This is a genomic window from Mycobacterium sp. IS-836, assembly GCF_001954275.1.
Taxonomy (GTDB): Bacteria; Actinomycetota; Actinomycetes; order Mycobacteriales; family Mycobacteriaceae; genus Mycobacterium.
Map to the genome: position 1 here is coordinate 99,373 of NZ_MBEU01000010.1, position 20,917 is coordinate 120,289.

At 65.0% G+C, this 20,917-nt stretch carries 23 protein-coding genes and 1 pseudogene; 14 read left to right on the forward strand and 10 right to left on the reverse strand.

From position 1 onward, the window contains the following. Positions 1–38 precede the first annotated feature (38 nt). From A5747_RS04865 to A5747_RS04875, 3 genes and pseudogenes are all read left to right on the forward strand, one after another. Positions 39–796, forward strand: a pseudogene (locus A5747_RS04865) (NAD(P)-dependent oxidoreductase). Positions 797–909: 113 nt separating this feature from the next. Further along, on the forward strand, positions 910–2,115 hold the full coding sequence (locus A5747_RS04870) for a cytochrome P450 (RefSeq protein WP_076122532.1): 1,206 nt from the start codon (positions 910–912) through the stop codon (positions 2,113–2,115). Positions 2,116–2,126: 11 nt separating this feature from the next. Continuing rightward, entirely contained in the window at positions 2,127–2,327 is a 201-nt protein-coding gene (locus A5747_RS04875; RefSeq protein ID WP_076122533.1) for a ferredoxin, read from the forward strand. Positions 2,328–2,437: 110 nt separating this feature from the next. Here A5747_RS04875 and A5747_RS04880 read toward each other — a convergent pair whose 3' ends face one another. The 9 genes from A5747_RS04880 to A5747_RS04920 form a co-directional block, all read right to left on the reverse strand. After that, on the reverse strand, positions 2,438–2,737 hold the full coding sequence (locus A5747_RS04880; RefSeq protein ID WP_076122534.1) for a DUF1330 domain-containing protein: 300 nt from the start codon (positions 2,735–2,737) through the stop codon (positions 2,438–2,440). Between the two features lie 25 nt (positions 2,738–2,762). Continuing rightward, complete coding sequence (locus A5747_RS04885) at positions 2,763–2,951, reverse strand: ferredoxin (protein WP_076122535.1); 189 nt, start codon at positions 2,949–2,951, stop codon at positions 2,763–2,765. Next, complete coding sequence (locus A5747_RS04890; RefSeq protein ID WP_076122536.1) at positions 2,948–4,219, reverse strand: cytochrome P450; 1,272 nt, start codon at positions 4,217–4,219, stop codon at positions 2,948–2,950. The genes A5747_RS04885 and A5747_RS04890 overlap by 4 nt, the downstream gene beginning before the upstream one ends. 121 nt (positions 4,220–4,340) lie before the next feature. After that, on the reverse strand, positions 4,341–4,847 hold the full coding sequence (locus tag A5747_RS04895; RefSeq protein WP_076122537.1) for a hypothetical protein: 507 nt from the start codon (positions 4,845–4,847) through the stop codon (positions 4,341–4,343). Beyond that, positions 4,844–5,449 (reverse strand): TetR/AcrR family transcriptional regulator, encoded by a 606-nt coding sequence (locus A5747_RS04900; protein WP_076122538.1) that lies wholly within the window; start codon positions 5,447–5,449, stop codon positions 4,844–4,846. The genes A5747_RS04895 and A5747_RS04900 overlap by 4 nt, the downstream gene beginning before the upstream one ends. Positions 5,450–5,550: 101 nt before the next feature. Further along, positions 5,551–6,705, reverse strand: coding sequence for a thiolase family protein (locus tag A5747_RS04905; protein WP_076122539.1), 1,155 nt, complete (start codon positions 6,703–6,705; stop codon positions 5,551–5,553). Beyond that, on the reverse strand, positions 6,698–7,510 hold the full coding sequence (locus A5747_RS04910) for an enoyl-CoA hydratase/isomerase family protein (protein WP_076122540.1): 813 nt from the start codon (positions 7,508–7,510) through the stop codon (positions 6,698–6,700). The genes A5747_RS04905 and A5747_RS04910 overlap by 8 nt, the downstream gene beginning before the upstream one ends. Before the next feature lie 16 nt (positions 7,511–7,526). Next, a complete protein-coding gene (locus A5747_RS04915) occupies positions 7,527–8,693 on the reverse strand; it encodes an acyl-CoA dehydrogenase family protein (protein WP_076122541.1) in 1,167 nt (388 codons plus the stop codon). 70 nt (positions 8,694–8,763) lie between these two features. Then, positions 8,764–10,062, reverse strand: a complete 1,299-nt coding sequence (locus A5747_RS04920) for an amidohydrolase family protein (protein ID WP_076122542.1) — start codon at positions 10,060–10,062, stop codon at positions 8,764–8,766. 424 nt (positions 10,063–10,486) lie between these two features. On the opposite strand from A5747_RS04920, the gene A5747_RS04925 reads away from it, so the two are divergent. The 8 genes from A5747_RS04925 to A5747_RS04960 all read left to right on the forward strand — a co-directional run bounded on the left by A5747_RS04925 (position 10,487) and on the right by A5747_RS04960 (position 16,561). After that, entirely contained in the window at positions 10,487–11,020 is a 534-nt protein-coding gene (locus tag A5747_RS04925) for a carboxymuconolactone decarboxylase family protein (RefSeq protein WP_076122543.1), read from the forward strand. Positions 11,021–11,024: 4 nt separating this feature from the next. Then, complete coding sequence (locus A5747_RS04930) at positions 11,025–12,302, forward strand: aromatic ring-hydroxylating dioxygenase subunit alpha (RefSeq protein WP_076122544.1); 1,278 nt, start codon at positions 11,025–11,027, stop codon at positions 12,300–12,302. After that, entirely contained in the window at positions 12,286–12,609 is a 324-nt protein-coding gene (locus A5747_RS04935; RefSeq protein ID WP_076122545.1) for a hypothetical protein, read from the forward strand. The genes A5747_RS04930 and A5747_RS04935 overlap by 17 nt, the downstream gene beginning before the upstream one ends. Before the next feature lie 3 nt (positions 12,610–12,612). Then, positions 12,613–13,839 carry an amidohydrolase family protein gene (locus tag A5747_RS04940; RefSeq protein WP_076122546.1) on the forward strand — a complete coding sequence of 409 codons (1,227 nt, stop codon included), beginning with the start codon at positions 12,613–12,615 and terminating at the stop codon, positions 13,837–13,839. Continuing rightward, positions 13,811–14,242 carry a nuclear transport factor 2 family protein gene (locus A5747_RS04945; RefSeq protein ID WP_076122547.1) on the forward strand — a complete coding sequence of 144 codons (432 nt, stop codon included), beginning with the start codon at positions 13,811–13,813 and terminating at the stop codon, positions 14,240–14,242. Before A5747_RS04940 ends, A5747_RS04945 begins: the two co-directional genes overlap by 29 nt. Next, complete coding sequence (locus A5747_RS04950; protein ID WP_076122548.1) at positions 14,239–15,342, forward strand: acyl-CoA dehydrogenase family protein; 1,104 nt, start codon at positions 14,239–14,241, stop codon at positions 15,340–15,342. Before A5747_RS04945 ends, A5747_RS04950 begins: the two co-directional genes overlap by 4 nt. Before the next feature lie 25 nt (positions 15,343–15,367). Next, positions 15,368–16,156 (forward strand): acyl-CoA dehydrogenase family protein, encoded by a 789-nt coding sequence (locus tag A5747_RS04955; protein ID WP_076122752.1) that lies wholly within the window; start codon positions 15,368–15,370, stop codon positions 16,154–16,156. Between the two features lie 135 nt (positions 16,157–16,291). Further along, positions 16,292–16,561, forward strand: coding sequence for a DUF4190 domain-containing protein (locus tag A5747_RS04960; RefSeq protein ID WP_076122549.1), 270 nt, complete (start codon positions 16,292–16,294; stop codon positions 16,559–16,561). A 9-nt stretch (positions 16,562–16,570) separates the two neighbouring features. Here A5747_RS04960 and A5747_RS04965 read toward each other — a convergent pair whose 3' ends face one another. Continuing rightward, entirely contained in the window at positions 16,571–17,746 is a 1,176-nt protein-coding gene (locus A5747_RS04965; RefSeq protein WP_076122550.1) for an acyl-CoA dehydrogenase family protein, read from the reverse strand. Positions 17,747–17,966: 220 nt separating this feature from the next. Between A5747_RS04965 and A5747_RS04970 the strand changes: the two genes are divergently transcribed. The 3 genes from A5747_RS04970 (at position 17,967) to A5747_RS04980 (ending at position 20,906) form a co-directional block, all read left to right on the forward strand. Further along, the gene (locus A5747_RS04970) at positions 17,967–18,617 is read left to right on the forward strand and encodes a TetR/AcrR family transcriptional regulator (RefSeq protein WP_076122551.1); all 651 of its coding nucleotides are present in this window, start codon (positions 17,967–17,969) and stop codon (positions 18,615–18,617) included. Between the two features lie 223 nt (positions 18,618–18,840). After that, positions 18,841–20,043, forward strand: a complete 1,203-nt coding sequence (locus tag A5747_RS04975) for a cytochrome P450 (protein ID WP_076122552.1) — start codon at positions 18,841–18,843, stop codon at positions 20,041–20,043. A gap of 23 nt (positions 20,044–20,066) precedes the next feature. Then, positions 20,067–20,906: a mycofactocin-coupled SDR family oxidoreductase gene (locus tag A5747_RS04980; RefSeq protein ID WP_076122553.1), complete on the forward strand. Its 840-nt coding sequence runs from the start codon at positions 20,067–20,069 to the stop codon at positions 20,904–20,906. Positions 20,907–20,917: the final 11 nt, after the last annotated feature.

Consider the following 20,917-nt stretch of genomic DNA (forward strand, 5'->3'; position numbering starts at 1 on the left):
AGGTCGGGTTCGTCGGCGCGGGGCGGATGGGCCGCCCGATGGTGGCCCGCCTCGTCGAGGCCGGCCACGATATCACCGCGCTCGGCTCGACCGCCGACAGCGCCGCGAGCTCGAGCGGCTCGGTGCCAACGCCGTAACCGACGTCGCCGGGGCCGCGACGCAGGCCGACGTCGTGGTGGTCTGCGTGTTCACCGACGAACAGGTGCGGCAGGTCTGCCTCGACAGCGCGCTGCTGCACACCATGCCGCCCGGCTCCGTGCTGGTGGTGCACACCACCACCAACCCGAGAACGATCGAGACCATCGCCGCTCGCGCCGGCGACGTCGAAGTGGTCGATGCACCGGTCAGCGGCGGCCCACACGACATCGCGGCCGGCAAGCTGACGCTGTTCGTGGGAGGCGCCGACGACGCCGTGGCACGAGTGCGGCCGGCGCTGACCTGCTACGGCGATCCAATCCTGCACGTCGGTCCGTGCGGCGCCGGCCAGAAGGTGAAGCTGGTCAACAATGCGCTGTTCGCGGGGCACATCGGGCTACTCGCCGAGGCGATCCGGCTGGGCGGGCGCCTCGGCGTCCCGGAAAAGACCCTGCTCGACGCGCTCCCGCACGGCAGTGCCACCAGCCGGGTCCTGAACCTCGTCGCGGCGGGCGGCTCGATCGAGGCATTCATCGAGGCCACCGGCGAATTCGTCGGCAAGGACGTCGACGTCGTGCGCGAAATCGTCGAGGAACGCGGCACCGACCTCGGCGCGCTGGATGAGGCCATCAGCGGCATCAGGGTCACCGGGAAGATCTGAAATGACTGCATGTTGGCCTTTTCGCCGCGCCACGAAAGCGCTACCGTTAACGTTACAGTCAGGCGTTCCACTGTAACGATTCCAGCCCCTACCCTCGCCGCTGAGGAGATGCAGTGACAAAACCGAAAGTCGTCTTCGACCCGTTCTCCGAAGAGTTCTTTAACAACCCCTACGAGATCTACCGGCGGATGCGCGAGGATGCGCCGCTCTATTACGACGAGAAGGAGGACTTCTACGCGCTCACCCGCCATGAGGACGTGGCGGCCGGATTCAAAGACTTCGAGACTTACTCCTCGGCGCGCGGCTGCGACCTCGCGATGGTGCGCAAGGGCATACCCGCCGAGCAGAAGTCGATCATCTTCATGGACCCACCGGAGCACCGCCACATGCGCAGCCTGCTCAACAAGGCCTTCACCCCGCGGGCCGTTCAGTCGCAGCGGGACACGGTCATCGAGGTGATCGAGAAGTACTTGAGCGCTGCCGATCCCGACAACTTCGACGTCGTCCAGGACTTCTCCGGGCCGTTCCCGGTCGAAGTCATCACCCGCATGGCTGGCGTGCCGGAGGAATACCGCCAGCAGGTGCGGCACTGGATCGACGCGAGCCTGCACCGCGAACCGGGACAGATCGAGCTCAGCGAAGAGGGGATGCAGGCCAACATCGATACCGCGATGTACTACTTCGGCCTGGTGCAGGAGCGGCGCGAAAACCCGCAAGACGACATGATCAGCAGGCTTATTGCCGCCGAGATTCCCGGCGATGACGGTCAGCTGCGCAAGCTCGACGATATCGAGATCACCGGCTTCGCCACCCTTTTGGGCGGAGCGGGCGCCGAGACCGTGACCAAGCTGCTCGGCAACGCGGCTGTGCTCTTCGCGCGTCACCCGGACCAGTGGCAGAAGCTCCTCGATGACCGCGACAAAATCCCGGGGGCGGTCGAGGAGTTGTTGCGCTACGAAGGCCCGGTCCAATACAACGTCCGCTACACCCTGAAAGAGGCACACGTCAGTGCAGGTGTGATTCCTGCGGGCAAACCGGTATTCCTTTGCGGCGCTGCGGCGAACCGCGATCCGGACGCATTCACCAACGCCGAAACCTTCGACATCGAGCGCGACCACACCGAGGCACAGCACGTCGGCCTCGGATACGGGATTCACAGCTGCCTCGGTGCGGCGTTGGCCCGCCTGGAAAGCAGAATCGCGCTGGAGCGGCTGCTCGACTTCATGCCCCGCTACGAAGTGAACTGGGACGGCCTGCAGCGCGTCCACATGCAGAACGTCGCGGGGTGGCAGAACGTACCCGTCAAGGTACTGCGGTAAGGAGGACCGCAATGACGAAGAAGATCGAAGTCGACTGGGGGCTGTGCGAAAGCAACGGCGTCTGCATGGGCATCAATCCCGAGGTCTTTCACCTCGGCGACGACGACATGCTGACCGTGTTGCAGGAGGAAGTCACCCCGGAGATCGAGTCGGACGTGCGCGAGGCCGTCCGTCAATGCCCCCGCCAGGCTATCTCCGTCGTCGAGGGCTAGCTGGGGCGTGTCCCGAGCAAGTGGGCTAGGGCATCGTCGAGTGTGAACCTGCTGCGAAATTTTTGCCGATTTTTCGCAATGGCTTCACGCTCGGTGAAAGCCGCCAGCGATTAGCCACCGAACCCGGCAAGGATGACCGCATTGCAGTCGGCGGCCGCCTGGCGCAGTTTCGCCGCGTTTTGGTAGGCCTCCGATTCGTACCAGGCGCGGGCCGCATCGACCGATTCGAACTCCAGAACGACGGTTTGGTCGCCATGCCAGGTGCCCTCGACGACTTCGGGTGCGGTGTCCACGGCGAGGATGTTGACACCGCCCATCGCCGCCCCCGCCGCTTTGCCGTAGGCCTTCATGCCTTCCGGGTCCTTGATGGCCTCGGTGAGGATGACATAACCCTTGGGCCCCTTGGCCATTGAATCTCCCTATCCCCGTGCGTGACTAAATCTTGCTGATCGCCTGTTCCGGGCAGCACTCGATGGCCTCTTCTGTGGCCCCCTCGAATTCCGTTGGGACCTCGGACGCTATCGCCTCCGCGTAGCCATCGTCGGTCAGGCTGAACACTTCCGGACACAGCGTCGTGCAGACGCCGTGACCGCGGCAGCGCTGGTCGTCCACTGTGACTTTCATGCCGGCGTGAACTCCAGATGCAGTTCCGTGAGGCCGCGCAGGATGTACGTCGGAACATATTGATAACGGCGGTCATTCGCAGGACCATGAAAGCGCTCGTCGATCCTGATGTCCGAAGTCCGGTCGAGCAATCGCTCGATCGCCACCCGTGTTTCGGCTCGCGCCAGCGGTGCACCCGGGCAGCTGTGGATCCCGCGTCCGAACGAGATGTGCTGGCGAGCATTCTTGCGGCCGGGATCGAATGTGGTCGGGTCTTCGAAGCGGCGCGGGTCCCGGTTGGCGGCCGCCTGCACCACCATCACCGTGGTGCCCGCGGGCAGGTCGACCCCGCCCACATTGACCGGTACCCGGTTCATCCGGAAGTCGCCCTTGACCGGGCTCTCGATGCGCAGCGCCTCTTCGATGAAGTTGGGAATCATGCTGCGGTCCTTGCGCAACTGCGCCTGGATGTCGGGACGCTCCCCGAGCGTCTGCAGCGCGGCGCCGAGCAGCCGCACGGTTGTCTCCTGGCCCGCCGAGAAAACATTGCTGGCGACGCGGGCCACGTCCTCGACCTCGGGTATCGAGCCGTCGGGGTAGGTGGCGGTCGCCAGGCCGGTCAGCACGTCGTCGCGGGGCGCGCGGCGGCGGTCCCGGACGTAGTCGGAGAAAAGGCCGTAGAGAAATTCCAGCGGGCTGTGTGACAGCGACTCCTTGCCCGTGCCGCCGATGCCGCCACCCGCGTGCTCGGCGATGCCCTTGACGAACTTGTCACGGTCTTCCAGGGGCACGCCCAGCAGGTCGGCAATGACGAGCAGCGTGAACGGGCCGGCGAAGCCCTTGATCCATTCGCCGTGGCCGGGTGCCAGGAAATCGTCGAGGGCCTGGTCGGCGAGCGCCCACATCGCGTCCTCGTTCTCTTTGAGGCGCTTCGGGGTGATCAGCCGCATCAGCAGGGAGCGGTGGTTGGTGTGGGTCGGCGGATCCAGCGTCGGCAGCTGGTCGCTGAACGGCAGCTCGTCGCGGTGCTGCTCGATCAACTCGGTCACGTCGTCGCCCTCGAGCGGCACCGGGAACCCGGGAAACGGACCGGTCACCGAGATGCACGAGGAGAAAGTCTCGGCGTCGTTCAGCACGGCACAGGCTTCTTCCCAGCCAGTCACCATCGTGACGCCGTGGTGGGATTCCCGAGTGACCGGGCATTGTTGCCGCAGAGCCTCGTAGTAGGGGTACGGGTCAGCGATGAGCTCCTTGCCGCGGAAGAAGTCCACCTTGGTGAAGTCGTTCACCGTGTTGCTCCGTTCGAATCTCAACAGTGAGAATGAGCCTCTCAGAGATGAGTATTACATTTCCACACGGCGTGGTCGTCGTCAAACGGCGACGGAGCTGCTGTCGGAATACGGATCCGGGCTAGCCGGCGGGCACGAGATCGGCGGCGACCGACGGGCAGGCCAGCAGACCGCTGCGGAAAGTTTCGACGTGATCGATCGAGTCGTGCGGCATCGCGGCGGCGGCGAGCGCGCGCGCCTTGAATATCTGCGCGGCCGTGCTCAACCGGTGTTGCACCAGGCCGACGCTGCCATCGACCTCGGCCGGCCACGTCTCGCCCCACAGGGTGACCTCGGTGACGCCGTGATCCAGGGCCTGCAACACGCCTTGGCGGACCCGCGAGTCGCATCCGAAGAGATCCGCGCCGGCCGCCAGGGCCTGGGGTCGGGGCCGGGTGTCCATCGAGGCCAGCGCGTCTTCGAGATCGAGTATCTGCACACCGAGGATCTGCAGCGGCCGGTCGTCGGGACGGTCGGCGATCAGCACGGTGACGTCCCATCCCGCCATCGCCCGGTCGAAGAGCCACCCGCCGGCGAATCGCACGACGTCGGCGACGTCGCCGGCGACGACGTCGAGCCGGTACCTCAAGTCTTGGTCGGCGGCGCGAAGTCCCGCGCCAGCGACTCCGCGTACTCCTTGAACACCTCGGTCAGCGGTATCGAAGGGTTGAGCAACCATATTGTTTCCATTCCGTGGACGAAGGCGAGAATTTCCACTGCCTTGACGGCGGGGTCTATGTCGGCGCGATACCGGCCGTCGGCCTGACCCAGCCGGATCAGCTCGGCCACAATGTCGATCGCTTCGCGCTGCCTGGCCAGCATGCGGTCGTGCAGCGGGGCGTCGGGAAGGATGTTTTCGACCAGCAGGACGGTGAAAGTGCCCAGCATTTCGGGCGCCCGGTTGAAGCGCTCGGCGACGCGGGCGATCTCGACGAGGAGATCGCCGGCGCGGTCGGCGTGGGTGTCGTCGTCCAGGTCACGCGCGTCGAGCACGGCATGCAGCAGCTGCTCCTTGGATTCGAAGTGATGCAGCAGCCCCGCCGGCGTGACCCCGGCCTCGCCGGCGATCTGGGCCAGCGTCGTGTTGCGCCAGCCATTGCGCGTGAGCAGGCGTTGCGCGACGTCGAGGATCCGCTGCTTGCGGTCCTCGCCTTTGGCGAGAAGCGTGTCGTACCGCCGTGTGACGGGCACCGGACTCCTTGTATCGATCGGTCACCAACCTACTGAACACACAGTAGGTTGGTTTGCCGGCTGTGACAAGGGTCTCAACCGAGACCGATTCTCGACGGGCTTTAGGAGATGAGCTCGACCAAGGTGGCGTTGGCCGTGCCGCCGCCTTCGCACATGGTCTGCAGCCCGAAACGAATGCCGTTATCGCGCATGTGGTGAGCCATGCGGGTCATCAGTACCGCGCCGGATGCGCCCAGCGGGTGGCCCAGCGCGATCGCGCCGCCCAGCGGATTCACCACGCGGGGGTCGGCGCCGGTCTCGGCGATCCACGCCAGCGGCACCGGCGCGAAGGCCTCGTTCACCTCGAACGCGCCAACTTCGGACAGCGCGACGCCGGCCTTTTTCAGCACCTTCTCGGTCGCCGGAATTGGGCCGGTGAGCATCAGCACCGGATCGGCTCCGGTGACCGCGCCGGCGCGGTAGCGGACGAGCGGCGTCAGCCCCAGCGAAACCGCCATCTCCGACGTCGTCACCAACAGTGCCGCCGCGCCGTCGGAGATCTGCGACGAATTGCCCGCGTGGATCACGCCATCGTCGACGAACGCGGGCTTGAGCGCGGCGAGTTTCTCCACGGTGGTCCCGCGCCGCACCCCCTCGTCGGCGACGACGACCGTGCCCTGCTCGCCCTCGGTAAAGACCGGGACGATCTGCTCGGTGAAGGCCCCACTGTCCTGGGCCGCGGCGGCGCGTTCGTGGGATTGCACGGAGTACTCATCGAGCTGGTTGCGGGAGAATCCCCACTTCTTGGCGATCATCTCCGCCGACAGACCCTGGTTGAAGGAGAAATCGTCATAGCGGGCAAGGACTTTCGGACCGTATGGCATCCCGGTTGCCCTGGCCGCGCCGAGCGGGACGCGGCTCATCACCTCGACGCCGCCGGCCACTACGACGTCCTGCTGGCCCGACATGACGGCCTGCACCGCGAAGTCGAGGGCCTGCTGGCTGGAGCCACACGCGCGGTTGACCGTCGTCCCGGGGATGCTCTCGGGCCAGCCGGCCGCCAGCACCGCGTAGCGCCCGATGTTGCTGGACTGATCGCCCACTTGCGAAACACAGCCCCAGATCACGTCATCCACGATGTCCGGGCCGACGCCGGCGCGGTCCAGCAGTTCGTTCAGGACGACCGCGGACAGGTCGGCGGCATGCATGCCGGACAACCCGCCGTTGCGCTTACCGACTGCCGTGCGTACCGCCTCAACGATGACTGTCTCACGCATGTTCACTCCGTATCACGTCAGATTTTGACAGCGCCCACCGACCAGTAAACGACGGCTCTCGCCGCTCCGCGAAAGCGGCATAGGCGGCCGCGGCATCCGTCGTCGCGAAATTGACAGCCTGCGCGCGAGCCTCGTTGGCTAGCGAGTCGCGCAGGTTGCTGTCCACGCCCTCGTTCAGCAGCGCCTTCGTCTGGGCGAGCGCGACCGGCGGGCCGCCGGCCAGTCGGTCGGCGAGATCCTCGACGAAGGCGTCGATCTCGGCGGCGGACACCACCCAGGTCACCAGGCCCAAAGCGTGGGCTTCGGTGGCGTCGATGGTTTCGGCGAGCAGCGCGAGTCGCTTAGCCTGTTGCAGGCCAACGAGTTTCGGCAGCAGCCAGGAGCCACCGAGGTCGATTGACAGGCCCCGCTTGGAAAAGATCTGGCAGAACTTCGATTCCGGCGTAGCGACCACGAGATCGCATCCCAGTGCCAGGTTCCATCCGGCGCCGACCGCTACCCCGTCGACCTTGGCGACCGTCGGGATCGGGAGCTCGTGCAACGCGAGCGCCACGTCGGTCAGGCGCCGCAATTTGTCCCTCGGATGGACGTCGTCGCGGACCGAAATGTCGGCGCCGGAGCAAAAACTGCCGCCGGCGCCGGTGATGACCAGGGCGCGCACGCTGCGGTCACGACCGGCGCCATCGAGGGCGTCTCGCAACGCCACCCACAGCTGCGGAGTGATCGCGTTTTTGCGGTGCGGGCGGTTGAGGGTCAGGGTGCGTACCCCGTCGCGATCATCGGACAGCAGCACGGGGTCGGTCATCGGCGGCGGACGGTCATCAGTAGCTGCGTGGCAGTTTCAGCGTGTGGGCTCCCAGGAAGTTCAGAATCATCTCCTGGCTGATCGGCGCGATCTTCATCAGCCGGGCCTCACGGAAGTAACGCGCCACGTGGTATTCCTCCGAATACCCCATGCCGCCGTGGGTTTGCAACGCCCGGTCCGCGGCGGTGAAGCCGGCATCGGCGCACAGGTACTTGGCGGTATTCGCTTCGCGCCCACAAGGTTTGCCGTTGTCGTACAGCCAGGTGGCCTTGCGCAGCATCAGCTCCGCGGCGTCCAGCCGGGCCAGGGAGTCGGCCAGCGGGAACTGGATGCCCTGGTTCATCCCGATCAGGCGGCCGAAGACCTCGCGCTCGTTGGCGTACTTCACCGCTTTTTCGAGCGCGACCCTGCCGATGCCGAGCGCCTCGGCGGCGATCAGCATGCGTTCGGGGTTCAGGCCGTCGAGGATGTACTGAAATCCCTTGCCCTCCTCGCCGACTCGATCCTCGACCGGCACTTCGAGGTTGTCTATGAACAGCTCGTTGGAGCTGACGGCGTTGCGGCCCATCTTTCGGATCGGGCGGACGTCGACCTTGCTGCGATCCAGGTCGGTGAGAAAGAGGGTCATCCCGTCGGTCTTCTTGGCTACCTCGTCGTAACTTTGGGTCCGCGTCAACAGCAGGATCTTGTCGGACTCCATGGCTTTCGAGATCCAGACCTTGCGGCCGTTGACGATGTAGCGATCCCCATCGCGTTTGGCGAACGTGGTGATGCGCGACGTGTCCAGTCCGGCACCGGGTTCGGTCACCCCGAAGCACACGTGTACTTCGCCGGTCGCGACGGGCGGCAATGTCCGCGCTTTGAGTTCCTCGGAACCATGCACGACCACGGGTTGCATTCCGAAGATCGACAGGTGGATCGAGCTGGCCGCGTTCATGCCGCCGCCGGATTTGGCGACTTCCTCGAGCAGCAGGGTGGCCTCGGTGATGCCGAGGCCATGACCGCCGTACTCGGTCGGAATCGTCATCCCCAGCCAGCCGCCCTGAGCGATGGCGTCGTAGAACTCGGTTGGAAACTCGTGCGCCTGGTCTTTTTCCATCCAGTACTGGTCGTCGAACTTCCGCGCCAACTCGGCGACCGACCGACGGATCAGCTCCTGGTCATCGGTCAGCTCGAAATTCATTCCATCGCCGGGCACTGCCAAATCTCCTCTGATCGAAATGCACCGGCGCACTCAGCATTCCGGCGGCGCATCAGTCCTTGTTGCCGGATAGGGCTTTCGCGTTTGCCGCGAAATCCGCGAAGGACGAGCCGCCGCGGCTGTCCTTTTCGTGCCCCTTCGCCTTTATCGACACGTCGTGCCCCTCGGCGGCCTTGCGCAGCGCCCCGACAGTCGCCTGCTCCGGCGTGATGTGGGTGAATGGGTCGAACGAGTACCACCGCATGGCATTCTCATGGGTCATCTTCTTGATCTCGTCGTCCGGGACGTTGTTGATGGACAGCACGTCCCACAGCTCTTCCGGCGCACCCGGCCACATCGAGTCGCTGTGCGGGTAGTCAGCCTCCCAGCAGATGTTGTCGATGCCGATCATGTTGCGCAGTGCCACGCCGACCTTGTCGCTGATGAAGCAGGTCAGGAAGTGGTCGCGGAACACGTCCGACGGCAGCTTGTCGCCGAAGTTCTGGTGCGTCCAGGCGGAGTGCATCTCGTACGTGCGGTCCGCCCGCTCCAGGAAGTAGGGAATCCAGCCGGTGCCGCCCTCGGACAGCGCGATCTTGAGGTCCGGGTACTCCTTGATCGGCCGCGACCACAGCAGGTCCGCGGCGGCCTGCACGATGTTCATCGGTTGCAGGGTGATCATCACGTCCATCGGGGCATCGGGCGCGGTGATCGCGAGCCGGCCCGAGGAACCGATGTGGATGTTCATCACGGTGTTGGTGTCGCACAACGCTTTCCACAGCGGGTTCCAGTACTCGTCGTGGAAGCTGGGGTAGCCCATCGCGGCCGGGTTCTCGGTGAACGTCAGCGCGTGGACACCCTTCTTTGCGACTCGGCGAACCTCGGCGGCACACGCCTCGGCATCCCAGATCACCGGGATCGCCATCGGGATGAACCGCGCCGGGTACGCTCCGCACCATTCGTCGATGTGCCAGTCGTTGTAGGCCTGCACCAGCGCGGTCGAGAATTCCGGGTCCTCGGTGACGAACAGACGCCCGGCAAAGCCCGGGAAGGACGGGAAGCAGATCGAGGCCAGGATGCCGCCGGCGTTCATGTCCTTGACGCGCTCGTCGACGTTGTAGCAACCCGGCCGGATCTCATCCAGACCCGTCGGCTCGATGCCGTACTCCTCCTTGGGCCGGCCGGCGACCGCGTTGAGTGCGACGTTCGGGATGACCGTGTCGCGGAACTTCCACATGTCCGAGCCGTCGGGGTTGTGCACCAGGCGCGGCGCGTCGTCGGCGTACTTCTTCGCCAGATGGTTCTTGAACATGTCCGGCGGCTCGACGGTGTGGTCGTCCACGCTGATCAGGATCATGTCTTCTTTGTTCATGTCCGCTCCTTCTCGATCGAATCCGTCGGACGCGCTGTGCCCACACAGTTACGGCGAACCGCCGCTTGGCGCCAAGATCACTATTTTGAAAACTATCTTCTCGTGAAGCGAGAATCAACATCCAGCACCGCGCGCAGCGACTCACGCAGCCCTGACCAGGCCCTAAGACGATTAGTCTCATTGCCCGCCTTCGAGCGTCACCGCCGCGAGGTAAATACCGGGGCCACCTAGAGAAAACCTGACGTTTCGCCGGAAAACGTGGACCCACAGCACGGGCCGAGCGGGCAACGCTTCCGCCGCGGTCGCCCGGGCGGCTGGCCAGTGCGGATCGCGACCCGCTGGCATTGACCAGCCGACCGAATCGTGCAAGTCTATTGGTTGGAAATGAGAATATGATTCTCTTTCACCGAGAGGAGCTTGCCTGATGCGTCTGCGGCCGCTGCCCGCCGACCAGTGGGACGAGGCTGTCGAGCAGTCACTGTCCGGCATGCTGCCCCACGAAAGGCGCAACCCCCAGGACGCCGGCACGCTGATGTCGACGCTGGTCCGCCACCCGAAACTGGCCCGCGCATTCCTGCGGTTCAGCGGGTACCTGCTGTTCGGCTCCACCCTCCCGGCGCGCATCCGCGAGCAAGCGATCCTGCGTGTCGCCCATCGACGCGGCTGCGAATACGAGTGGTCCCACCACGTGAGCCTCGCGAAGAAGGAGGGACTGTCCGAAGCCGAGATCGCCGCCGCGCAGACGGGCGAAACGAGCGACGAGTTCGATCGCGCCGTGTTCACGGCCGTCGACGAACTCGACGAGAAATCCAACCTCTCCGATCAGACGTGGACGGCCCTTTGCGAACGGCTTGACGAACGTCAGCGTATGGACTTGATCTTCACCATCGGTGGCTACATCGCACTCGCGATGGCGATCAACACTTTTGGCGTACAGCTCGAGAACGAGAAAGGTTAGAGCCTTGCCCCACTTCCCGAAACCGGCCGCAGGCAGCTGGACAGAAAACTATCCCGAACTGGGCACCGGGCCAGTCGATTACACCGACTCGATCGATCCAGCATTCTTCGAAGCCGAACGCGATGCGATCTTCAAACGGACGTGGCTCAACGTCGGCCGCGTCAATCGCCTGCCGCGCACCGGCAGCTACTTCACCAAGGAACTGCCCTCGGCCGGCAAGGGCATGTCGGTCATCATCGTCAAGACCAAGGACGGTTGGGTCAAGGCGTTTCACAACGTCTGCCGCCATCGCGGAAACAAGTTGGTGTGGAACGACTTTCCGCACGAGGAGACATCGGGCACCTGCCGACAGTTCACCTGCAAGTACCACGCCTGGCGCTACAGCCTCGACGGCGACCTGACCTTCGTCCAGCAGCCGGAAGAGTTCTTCAACGTCGACAAGGCCGACTACGGCTTGGTACCGGTGCGCTGCGAGGTGTGGGAAGGCTTCATCTTCATCAACTTCGACAACAACGCGGCGCCGCTCACCGACTACCTCGGACCGCTGGCCAAGAGCATCGAGGGCTACCCGTTCGGCGAGATGACGGAGACCTACTCCTACCGGGCCGAGGTCGGCAGCAACTGGAAGCTGTTCATCGACGCGTTCGTCGAGTTCTATCACGCGCCGATCCTGCACCAGGGGCAGTACACCAAGGAGGAAGCCGCCAAAATCCAGAAGTACGGGTACGAGGCGCTGCACTACGAGCTGGCCGGCCCGCACAACCTGCAGTCGACCTGGGGTGGGCAGGCGCCGCCGCCCGACATGTCCATGGTCAAGCCGATGGACCAGGTATTGCGCAGCGGGTTGTTCGGTCCGTGGGACAAGCCGGAGATCATCCAGAACCTGGAGCTGCCGCCGGGTGTCAACGTGAAGAGGGTGCCGCAGTGGGGCATCGACTCCTGGCTCTTCTACCCGAACTTCATGCTGCTGATCTGGGAGCCCGGCTGGTTCTTGACCTACCACTACTGGCCGACCGCCGTCGACAAGCACACCTTCGAGTGCTCGCTCTATTTCGTTCCGCCGCGCAACGCGCGGGAACGCCTCGCCCAGGAGCTGGCGGCGGTGACGTTCAAGGAGTACGCGCTGCAGGACGCCAACACGCTGGAGGCGACCCAGACCATGATCGGCACCCGGGCCGTCAAGGAGTTCCTGTTGTGCGATCAGGAGGTGCTCATCCGCCATCTGCACAAGACCACCGGCGACTACGTGAAGGAGTACCAGCGCAATGGCGTTACCGTCTGAATTCGCTGACCTGGAGCCTTATTTGGATTGGGACCTGGCCACCGAACCCGAGCGCTACGCCAAGCGCCTGGCCTCGACCATGCCCGAGATGCAGGCGTTCTACGACGCCGCGTTCCCGCGGCTCAACGACGCCATCGAGTACTGTGACAAGTTCCCGCTGGACGATCTGCCCGAGGACGCCCGTACGCTCATGCACATCATGCAGTCGCTGGTCATGGTGTCGTTTCCGATAGAGGCGTGGAAGCAGCCGCGCGTGCCCGACAGCGGCGCCGCGTGGGTGGAGCTGATCCGCGAGCCGGTGATCTGAGAGGTGTTGACGCTCAAGGCCGCCGGGCTGCTCGACGTTGATAGCGGCGAGGTCCTGCGGCCCGGTATCCTGCGCATCGATGGCGATCGGATCGCCGGTGTCGGCGGTGACACCGAAGGCGAGCTGATCGACCTCGGCGACCAAATCCTGCTGCCCGGATTGATGGACATGGAGGTCAACCTCCTGATGGGCGGCCGCGGGGAGAAGCCCGGCCTGTCGCAGGTCCAGGACGATCCCCCGACGCGGGTGCTGCGCGCGATTGGCAATTCCCGACGCACGCTGCGCGCGGGATTCACCACCGTGCGCAATCTCGGTCTCTTCGTCAAGACCGGCGGCTACTTGCTGGATGTCGCGCTGGGCAAGGCAATTGACGCGGGCTGGATCGACGGGCCGCGGGTGGTGCCGGCCGGTCACGCCATCACGCCGACCGGCGGACACCTGGATCCGACGATGTTCGCGGCGTTCGCACCACACGTGCTCGACTTGACGGTCGAGGAGGGCATCGCCAACGGAATCGACGAGATCCGCAAGGCGGTGCGTTACCAGATCAAACACGGCGCCGAGCTGATCAAGGTCTGTTGCTCGGGCGGGGTGATGTCGCTGACGGGACCCCCTGGGGCGCAGCACTATTCGGATGAGGAACTGCGGGCGATCGTCGACGAGGCCCACCGGCGCGGACTGCGGGTGGCCGCGCACACGCATGGCGCCGACGCGGTCAAACACGCGGTGGCAGCCGGCATCGACTGCATCGAGCACGGCTTCCTGGTCGACGACGAGGCCATCGCGATGATGGTCGAGCACGGCACGTTCCTGGTATCCACTCGGCGCCTGGCCGAGGGGATGGATGTCTCCCACGCCCCGCCCGAACTACAGGCGAAGGCCGCGGAGATGTTTCCGAAGTCGCGCACATCCATAGTGGCCGCGCACAAGGCCGGCGTGAAGATCGCCGTCGGCACCGATGCGCCGGCGATTCCACACGGCCGCAACGCCGACGAGCTTGTCACGCTCGTCGAATGGGGCCTTCCCCCGTTAGCGGTGCTGCGGGCGGCGACGGTGACCGCGGCCGAGCTCATCAACTCGACCGACCGTGGGCGGCTCGTACCGGGCCAGCTCGCCGATATCATCGCGGTACCGGGAAACCCGTTGGAAGACATAACCGTTACCCAGCACGTCAGCTTTGTCATGAAAGGCGGCAAGGTCTATGTCGACAAATCAGCCGACCAGAACTGAGGATCTGGTCGAGATCCAGCAACTACTCGCCCGCTACGCGGTCACCATCACACAGGAAGACATCGACGGCCTCATCGGCGTCTTCACGCCCGACGGAACCTACAGCGCGTTCGGCGACACGTACAGCTTAGACAAGTTCCCGGAATTGGTAGCCGCGGCGCCAAAAGGCTTGTTTCTCACTGGAACTGCGCTGGTCGACATCGACGGCGATGCGGCCAGCGGGACGCAACCGCTGTGCTTCATCGACCATGCCACCCATGACATGCGCATCGGCTACTACCGCGATACCTACTCACGCACCGCCGACGGATGGCGGCTGAAGACCCGGGCCATGACGTTCATCCGCCGCAGCGGAGTGCACGATTCCGGGCGCCCACACGCCGTCGGCCGCCCCACCCCGTGAATGTCGAGGAGTTCCGGGCGGGGCTGTGCGCGTGGCTCGACGACAATGACTTGACCCCGGGACCAGATCATTCGCTGCAGGGCCACATGCAGCAATTCGCCCGAGTCAGCCGGGCGCTCTATGACGCCGATTGGATGCGCTACGGCTGGCCGGTCGAAGTCGGCGGATTGGGTGGGCCCGCGGTGCTTCGCGCGATCGTCGGCGAAGAGGTGGTCGGCCGACGGCTCGCCGAGCCCGGGCCGTACTCGATGCTCGAGGTGCTCGCGCCGACGATGATCGATTACGCCCCTGCAGAACTCGCAGCGGAGATGGTGCCGCGCCTGCTCAGCGGCGCGGAGCATTGGTGTCAGGGCTTTTCGGAGCCCGGCTCCGGCAGCGACCTGGCCTCGCTGACCACTCGGGCGGTCCAGGACGGCGACAACTGGATCGTCAACGGGCAAAAGGTCTGGACGAGCTTCGCACAGTTCTCGACGCGGTGCGTCCTGCTCGCCCGCACCGCGCCGGGCCACGATGGAATCACCGCGTTCTTCGTCGACCTGGACACCCCGGGCATCACCATTCGGCCGCTGCGCACGATGCACGGCGTGGACGAGTTCTGCGAGGTGTACTACGACGACGTGGCGATCCCGTCGAGCCGGATGCTCGGCCAACCCGGAGACGGTTGGCGGCTGGCGATGGACCTGCTGCCTTACGAACGCTCCGCCTGCTTCTGGCAGCGGATCGCCTACCTCTACTCCCGCTTCGACGAGCTCATCGCGGAGACAGCCGCTAGCGAACCCGACGGCCACGACGAGTTCGAGCTTGGCGCAGCCTATCTCGCGCTGCACACGCTGCGCTGCCGATCCCGCGACACCCAGCACAGGTTACGCGACGGGGCACGGCTCGGGCCGGACACCTCCATCGACAAGGTGCTGCTGGCCAGCGCCGAACAACGGCTCTACGACACCGTCCGCGACCTGCTCCCCGGAACCCTGGAGCTCGACGACACGCCGTGGCGCTCGGAGTACCTGTATTCCCGCGCCGCGACGATCTATGGCGGAACCGCCGAGATCCAGCGCAACATCATCGCCCGCCGGCTGCTCGATCTCGGAAAGGAGTAGAGCCGTGGACCCCGAGGCACTGCGCATGCTGGCCGACTCGCTACGCACCGCAATGACCGCGGCGACGGGAGCCAAGCTCGACGCCGCGCTAAACGAACTCGGCTGGCTCGACATGCTCGACGAGATCCCGGATACCGCAGTCCCTTTGGTGTTCGAGTTGCTCGGCGAGGCCGGCGCGCACGCCTCTGTGCTCAACGACGTCGTTGCGCGGGCGACCGGAAGTGTGCCGGAGGGCGCCGCACCGCTGCCGTATGCCGGTGGCCGCTGGGTGATATGGGAACGCGGCGATGGCTCAAGCTCGGCGCTCGACGACGAGCTGCCGATACGTTCCGTACCGCGGGGAGAGTCGCTGCCGCCCGAGGCGTTAGCCGCCGGACGGCGCGCCCTGGGCTGGTGGCTGGTGGGCGCCAGCCGGGCCATGCTTGTGCTGGCGCGCCAGCATGCCGTGGACCGTGTTCAATTCGGTCGGCACATCAGCTCGTTCCAGGCGATCCGCCACCGGCTTGCCGAGACGCTCGTCGCGATAGAGGGGGCCGAGGCGACCCTGCGGGCCGTCAGCGCGGAGACGGATGACCAGGATGGCCTGGGCTCCCTGCTGGCCAAGGCCGCCGCCGGCCAGGCGGCGCTGTCCACCTCACGCCACTGCCAGCAGGTCCTCGGCGGCATCGGCTTCACCGCCGAACACCCCTTGCATCGCCATATCAAACGGGCCCTGGTCCTGGACGGCCTGCTGGGCAGCGCGAGAGAACTGACCCATGAGGCGGGAAAGTCGTTGCGGTCCAAAGGACATGCACCGCGGATGGTGCAGCTGTAGGGGCTCGATGTCCCACCTGTCACAAAGCCGGGGAGATACCCAATGTGCCCGCCTCACAGCTCTGTCGGCGCTGGAGGCCAGGGCACGAATTTGTCGTTATGTGCCAGGTCGGCCACGGCCCTAGACTTGGCACGCATGGGCCGCCCCGTCCCACCGCGCAACCAGGTCGGTGTCGCCTCCGTCATCTTGGGCGTGGTCGCGCTCGGCACCTGCTGGCTCCTGATCGGGGTACCCCTCGGCATCGCGGCGGTGCTGACCGGTGATGTCGCCCGCCGGCGCGTCCAGCGCCGCGAAGCCAACAACCTCCACGCCGCTGTAGCCGGCATCGTGCTGGGGGCGGCGGCGATCGTTGCCGGGCTCGTCGCCATCGCCTACTACGCCTGGGTGGATGCTCGAAAGCCTTGATACCGCACGCTAATTGCGCGGTAGGCCGAGGATGCGTTCGGCGATGATGTTCCGTTGGATCTCGGAGGTCCCGCCGGCGATGGTCGCGGCGAAGGTGCGCACGTAGCGATCGAACCAGCTGCCGTAGTGGCTGTCCAGGTTCAGCGGCGCGACGGGCGAGGTGACCGCGTGAAGCACGAGCCCGTCCGGCCCCTCCGCATTCAACGCGTCCTCGCAGGCTCGTTGCATCGCCTCCGACCCCAGAAGCTTCAGCACCGACTGGGCGGGCACGTCCTCTTCCCCGCGTGCGGCCTTGGCCAAAGTCGCCGACCCGATCAGCCGCAGCGCGTAGCAATCCATCACCAGGGTTGCGTAGTGATCGCGCTGCAGCGGTCCCGATGCGCCGAAATCGACGGTCAGCGCGTGCAACATCCCGGCGTAGTCCATCCACAGCATGGCGCGCTCGTGACCGAGTGAACCGGTTGCCACCCGCCAGCCCTGGTTGATCTCCCCAACCAAGTTCTCGGCCGGGACACGCACGTCGGTGAAGAACACCTCGTTGAAGTCGACGTCTGCGCTGTCCGCGACCGACGCGAAGGGGCGGCGGACCACGCCGGGGGTGTCGGTCGGGATGAGTAAAGCACTGATGCCCTTGTGTTTTGGCGCCTCGGGGTCCGTACGCAGAAAGGCCAAAAGCACGTCGGCGTCGTGGGCGCCCGATGTCCACACCTTCTGCCCGTTGACCACGAAGTGGTCACCGTCGAGCACCGCGCGGGTTTTCAGTGACGCCAGATCCGAGCCCGCACCGGGTTCGCTCATGCCCAGCGACGCGGTGATCTCGGCGCGCAGAATCGGCACGGCCCATCGCTGTTTTTGCTCCTGTGTGCCGAACGTCAACAGGGACGCCGCGATGATGCCGACGCCCTGCGGATTGAAACTTTGATAGATCCGGCGCCGTGACAACTCTTCGAGGTACACGTATTGCTGCAACAAGGTGGCGTTTCGTCCACCGAACTCCGGCGGGTTGCCCGGCAGCAGCCACCCGCTGTCGAACAGCAACCGTTGCCAGCGGCGCGCCCACTCCGGAATGTGCGAACTCGAGCGGGGCCGGTCGAATGCCTCGGCCTCCGAGGGCAGATGGGCGTCGAGGAAAGCGACGAACTCAGCGCGAAACGCCTCGACATCGGCGTCGAAACTCAGCTGCACGGCACTCCTAGCAGTGGGTAGATCAAGGTTTCCGCTGACGGCGCAGTTCGCTCTTGCGATTTCACTTCCATACACGCGTGTAAGAGAATAGTATTCTCGTCGTAAGAAAGTTACAATCTCAGACACGTCGTCCGTGAGGGGGTCGAGCGCACAGATGCCACGGCGTTCTCCGGTAGAGTCCAATCATGTTCTCCCCTCGCGGCAATCCCCTGAGCCGCTCGTGACCAGCCCAAGCGAGGAGCCCGCCTGGAAGCAGCGCGCCGTCGAGCGGTCGATCAAGACCGCAAAACTGCGGGCCGCCCAGCGCGTCCAGCGTTTCCTCGACGCGGCGCAGGCCATCATCATCGAAAAGGGCAGCACGGACTTCACCGTCCAGGAGGTTGTCGACCGCTCCCGCCAGTCGTTGCGAAGCTTCTACCTTCAGTTCGACGGCAAGCACGAGCTGTTGCTCGCACTGTTCGAAGACGCGTTGAGCCGCTCTGCCGATCAGATTCGCGCGGCCACGGAAAGTCATACGGATCCGCTCGAGCGTCTCAAGGTTGCCGTTGAGCTGTTGTACGAGTCCTCGCGCCCGGATCCCACGGCGAAACGGCCGTTGTTCACCGACTTTGCGCCGCGATTGCTGGTCACACACCCGGCTGAGGTCAAGGTCGCGCACGCGCCGCTGTTGGCATTGCTGACGGAACTGATGGAAGCGGCCAGCGACGCGGGCGAGTTGCGCCCCGAGATCAATCCCAAGCGGGTGGCCGCCATGACGATGCAGACGGTGATGTTCATCGCTCAGTCCAGTGGGGGCTCGGACGACGCGACGATCCATCCCATCACCGCCGACGAGGTGTGGGACTTCTGCTCACGCGGATTCGTCGGCTAGCGATCACGCGGTAGCCGGGCCGCAGGGCAACGCTCAAATGAGCAACTATCGCACGCCACTTGCCTCGCGAGAATCAGATTCTCTAATATCTAGAATTGCAAATAGCCAAAACGGATTCGTCGTTGACACTGGTTGGTGGCGGTGACAGGGTTCTCAGGCGACACGACGGCGATTCCCCGGGGGGCGGGGCGACGCGGTTCCGGCGAGAGGCGATTGATTTCCCGTGACAGTCAGCGCGGCCAGCGAGGTGTACTTCGATCCGTACGACGTGGAGCTGAACGCCGACCCGTACCCGATGTTTCGGCGGCTGCGCGAGGAACTTCCGCTGTACTACAACGAGCAGCATGGCTTCTATGCGCTGAGTCGCTTCGCCGACGTCAATGACGCGCTGGTCGATTTCCAGACCTTCAGTTCGGCCAAGGGCGCGATACTCGAGCTGATCAAGGCGAACATCGAGATCCCTTCGGGGGTAGTGCTGTTCGAGGATCCGCCGATCCACGACATCCACCGCAAGTTGCTATCCCGGATGTTCACGCCGCGCAAGATCAACGAGCTGGAATCCAAGATCCGCGAATTCTGTGCTCAGAGTTTGGATCCGCTGATCGGCACGGACCGGTTCGACTTCGTCGCCGACCTGGGCGCGCAGATGCCGATGCGGGTGATCGGGATGCTGCTCGGTGTGCCCGAGGAGTTCCAGGAAGCGGCACGCGATCGCGCCAACGCCAACTTGCGCACCGAAGCCGGCAAACCCATGGACACCACCGCCGAAAACATGATGAACGGCGAGTTTTTCGGCCAATTCATCGACTGGCGCGCCGAACATCCTTCCGACGACATCATGACCGAACTGCTTAACGTGGAGTTCGAAGACGAGAGCGGGACCGTCCGCCGACTCCGCCGCGACGAACTGCTCATCTATATCAGCGTGGTGTCCGGCGCCGGCAACGAAACCACCACCCGGCTCATCGGGTGGACCGGAAAGGTGTTGGCCGAACACCCCGAACAGCGCCGGGAACTGGTCGCCGACCCGTCGTTGATCCCAGGGGCCATCGAGGAGTTGCTGCGCTACGAACCGCCGGCGCCCCACGTGGCCAGGTACGTGACCCGTGATGTCGAGTACTACGGGCACCGCATCCCGGAGGGCAGCGTCATGATGATGCTGATCGGCGCGGCGAACCGCGATCACCGCCAATTCCCGCCGGACGGAGATGTTTTCGACATCCGACGCGAGCCGCGCCAGCACCTGACGTTCAGCGTCGGCACCCACTACTGCCTCGGCTCGGCACTGGCCCGCCTGGAGGGCCGGATCGCGCTCGAGGAAATCCTGAAGCGGTTTCCGGAGTGGGATGTCGACCTGGCCGAGTGCAAGCTCTCCCCGACCTCGACCGTGCGGGGTTGGGACACCATGCCGGCCGTAATCGGTTGAGCCATCAAGGAAATGGGGTAGCCATGACTGGACGTGTTGAGGGCAAGGTCGCTTTCGTCACCGGAGCGGCGCGGGGTCAGGGCCGCAGCCACGCGGTCCGGTTGGCGCAAGAGGGCGCCGACATCATCGCGGTCGACGTCTGTAAGCCGATCGTGCGCAACACCACCATCCCGGCCTCGACGCCAGAGGATCTGGCCGAGACCGCCGACTTGGTCAAGGGCCACAACCGCCGGATCTTCACGGCCGAAGTCGATGTGCGCGACTACGACGCGCTGAAAGCCGCGGTGGATAGCGGCGTGGAACAACTGGGTCGCCTCGACATCATCGTGGCCAACGCGGGGATCGGCAACGGCGGCGACACCCTGGACAAGACCTCCGAATACGACTGGCAGGAAATGATCGACGTGAACCTGTCGAGCGTTTGGAAGTCGGTGAAGGCCGGTGTGCCACACCTGATCGCGGGCGGCAAGGGCGGCTCGATCATTTTGACCAGCTCGGTCGGCGGGCTGAAGGCCTACCCCCATTGCGGTAGCTACGTCGCGGCCAAACACGGGGTGGTGGGCATCATGCGGTCCTTCGCAGTGGAGTTGGGACAGCACATGATTCGCGTCAACTCCGTGCATCCCACGCACGTGAGCACGCCGATGCTGCACAACGAGGGGACCTTCAAGATGTTCCGGCCGGATCTGGAGAATCCGGGGCCCGACGACATGGCCCCGATCTGCCAGATGTTCCACACGCTGCCGATCCCGTGGGTGGACCCTGTCGACATCAGCAATGCGGTGCTGTTCTTCGCCTCCGACGAATCTCGATATATCACCGGCGTGACCCTGCCCGTCGACGCGGGTAGCTGCCTGAAATAGGGTTCCGTCCC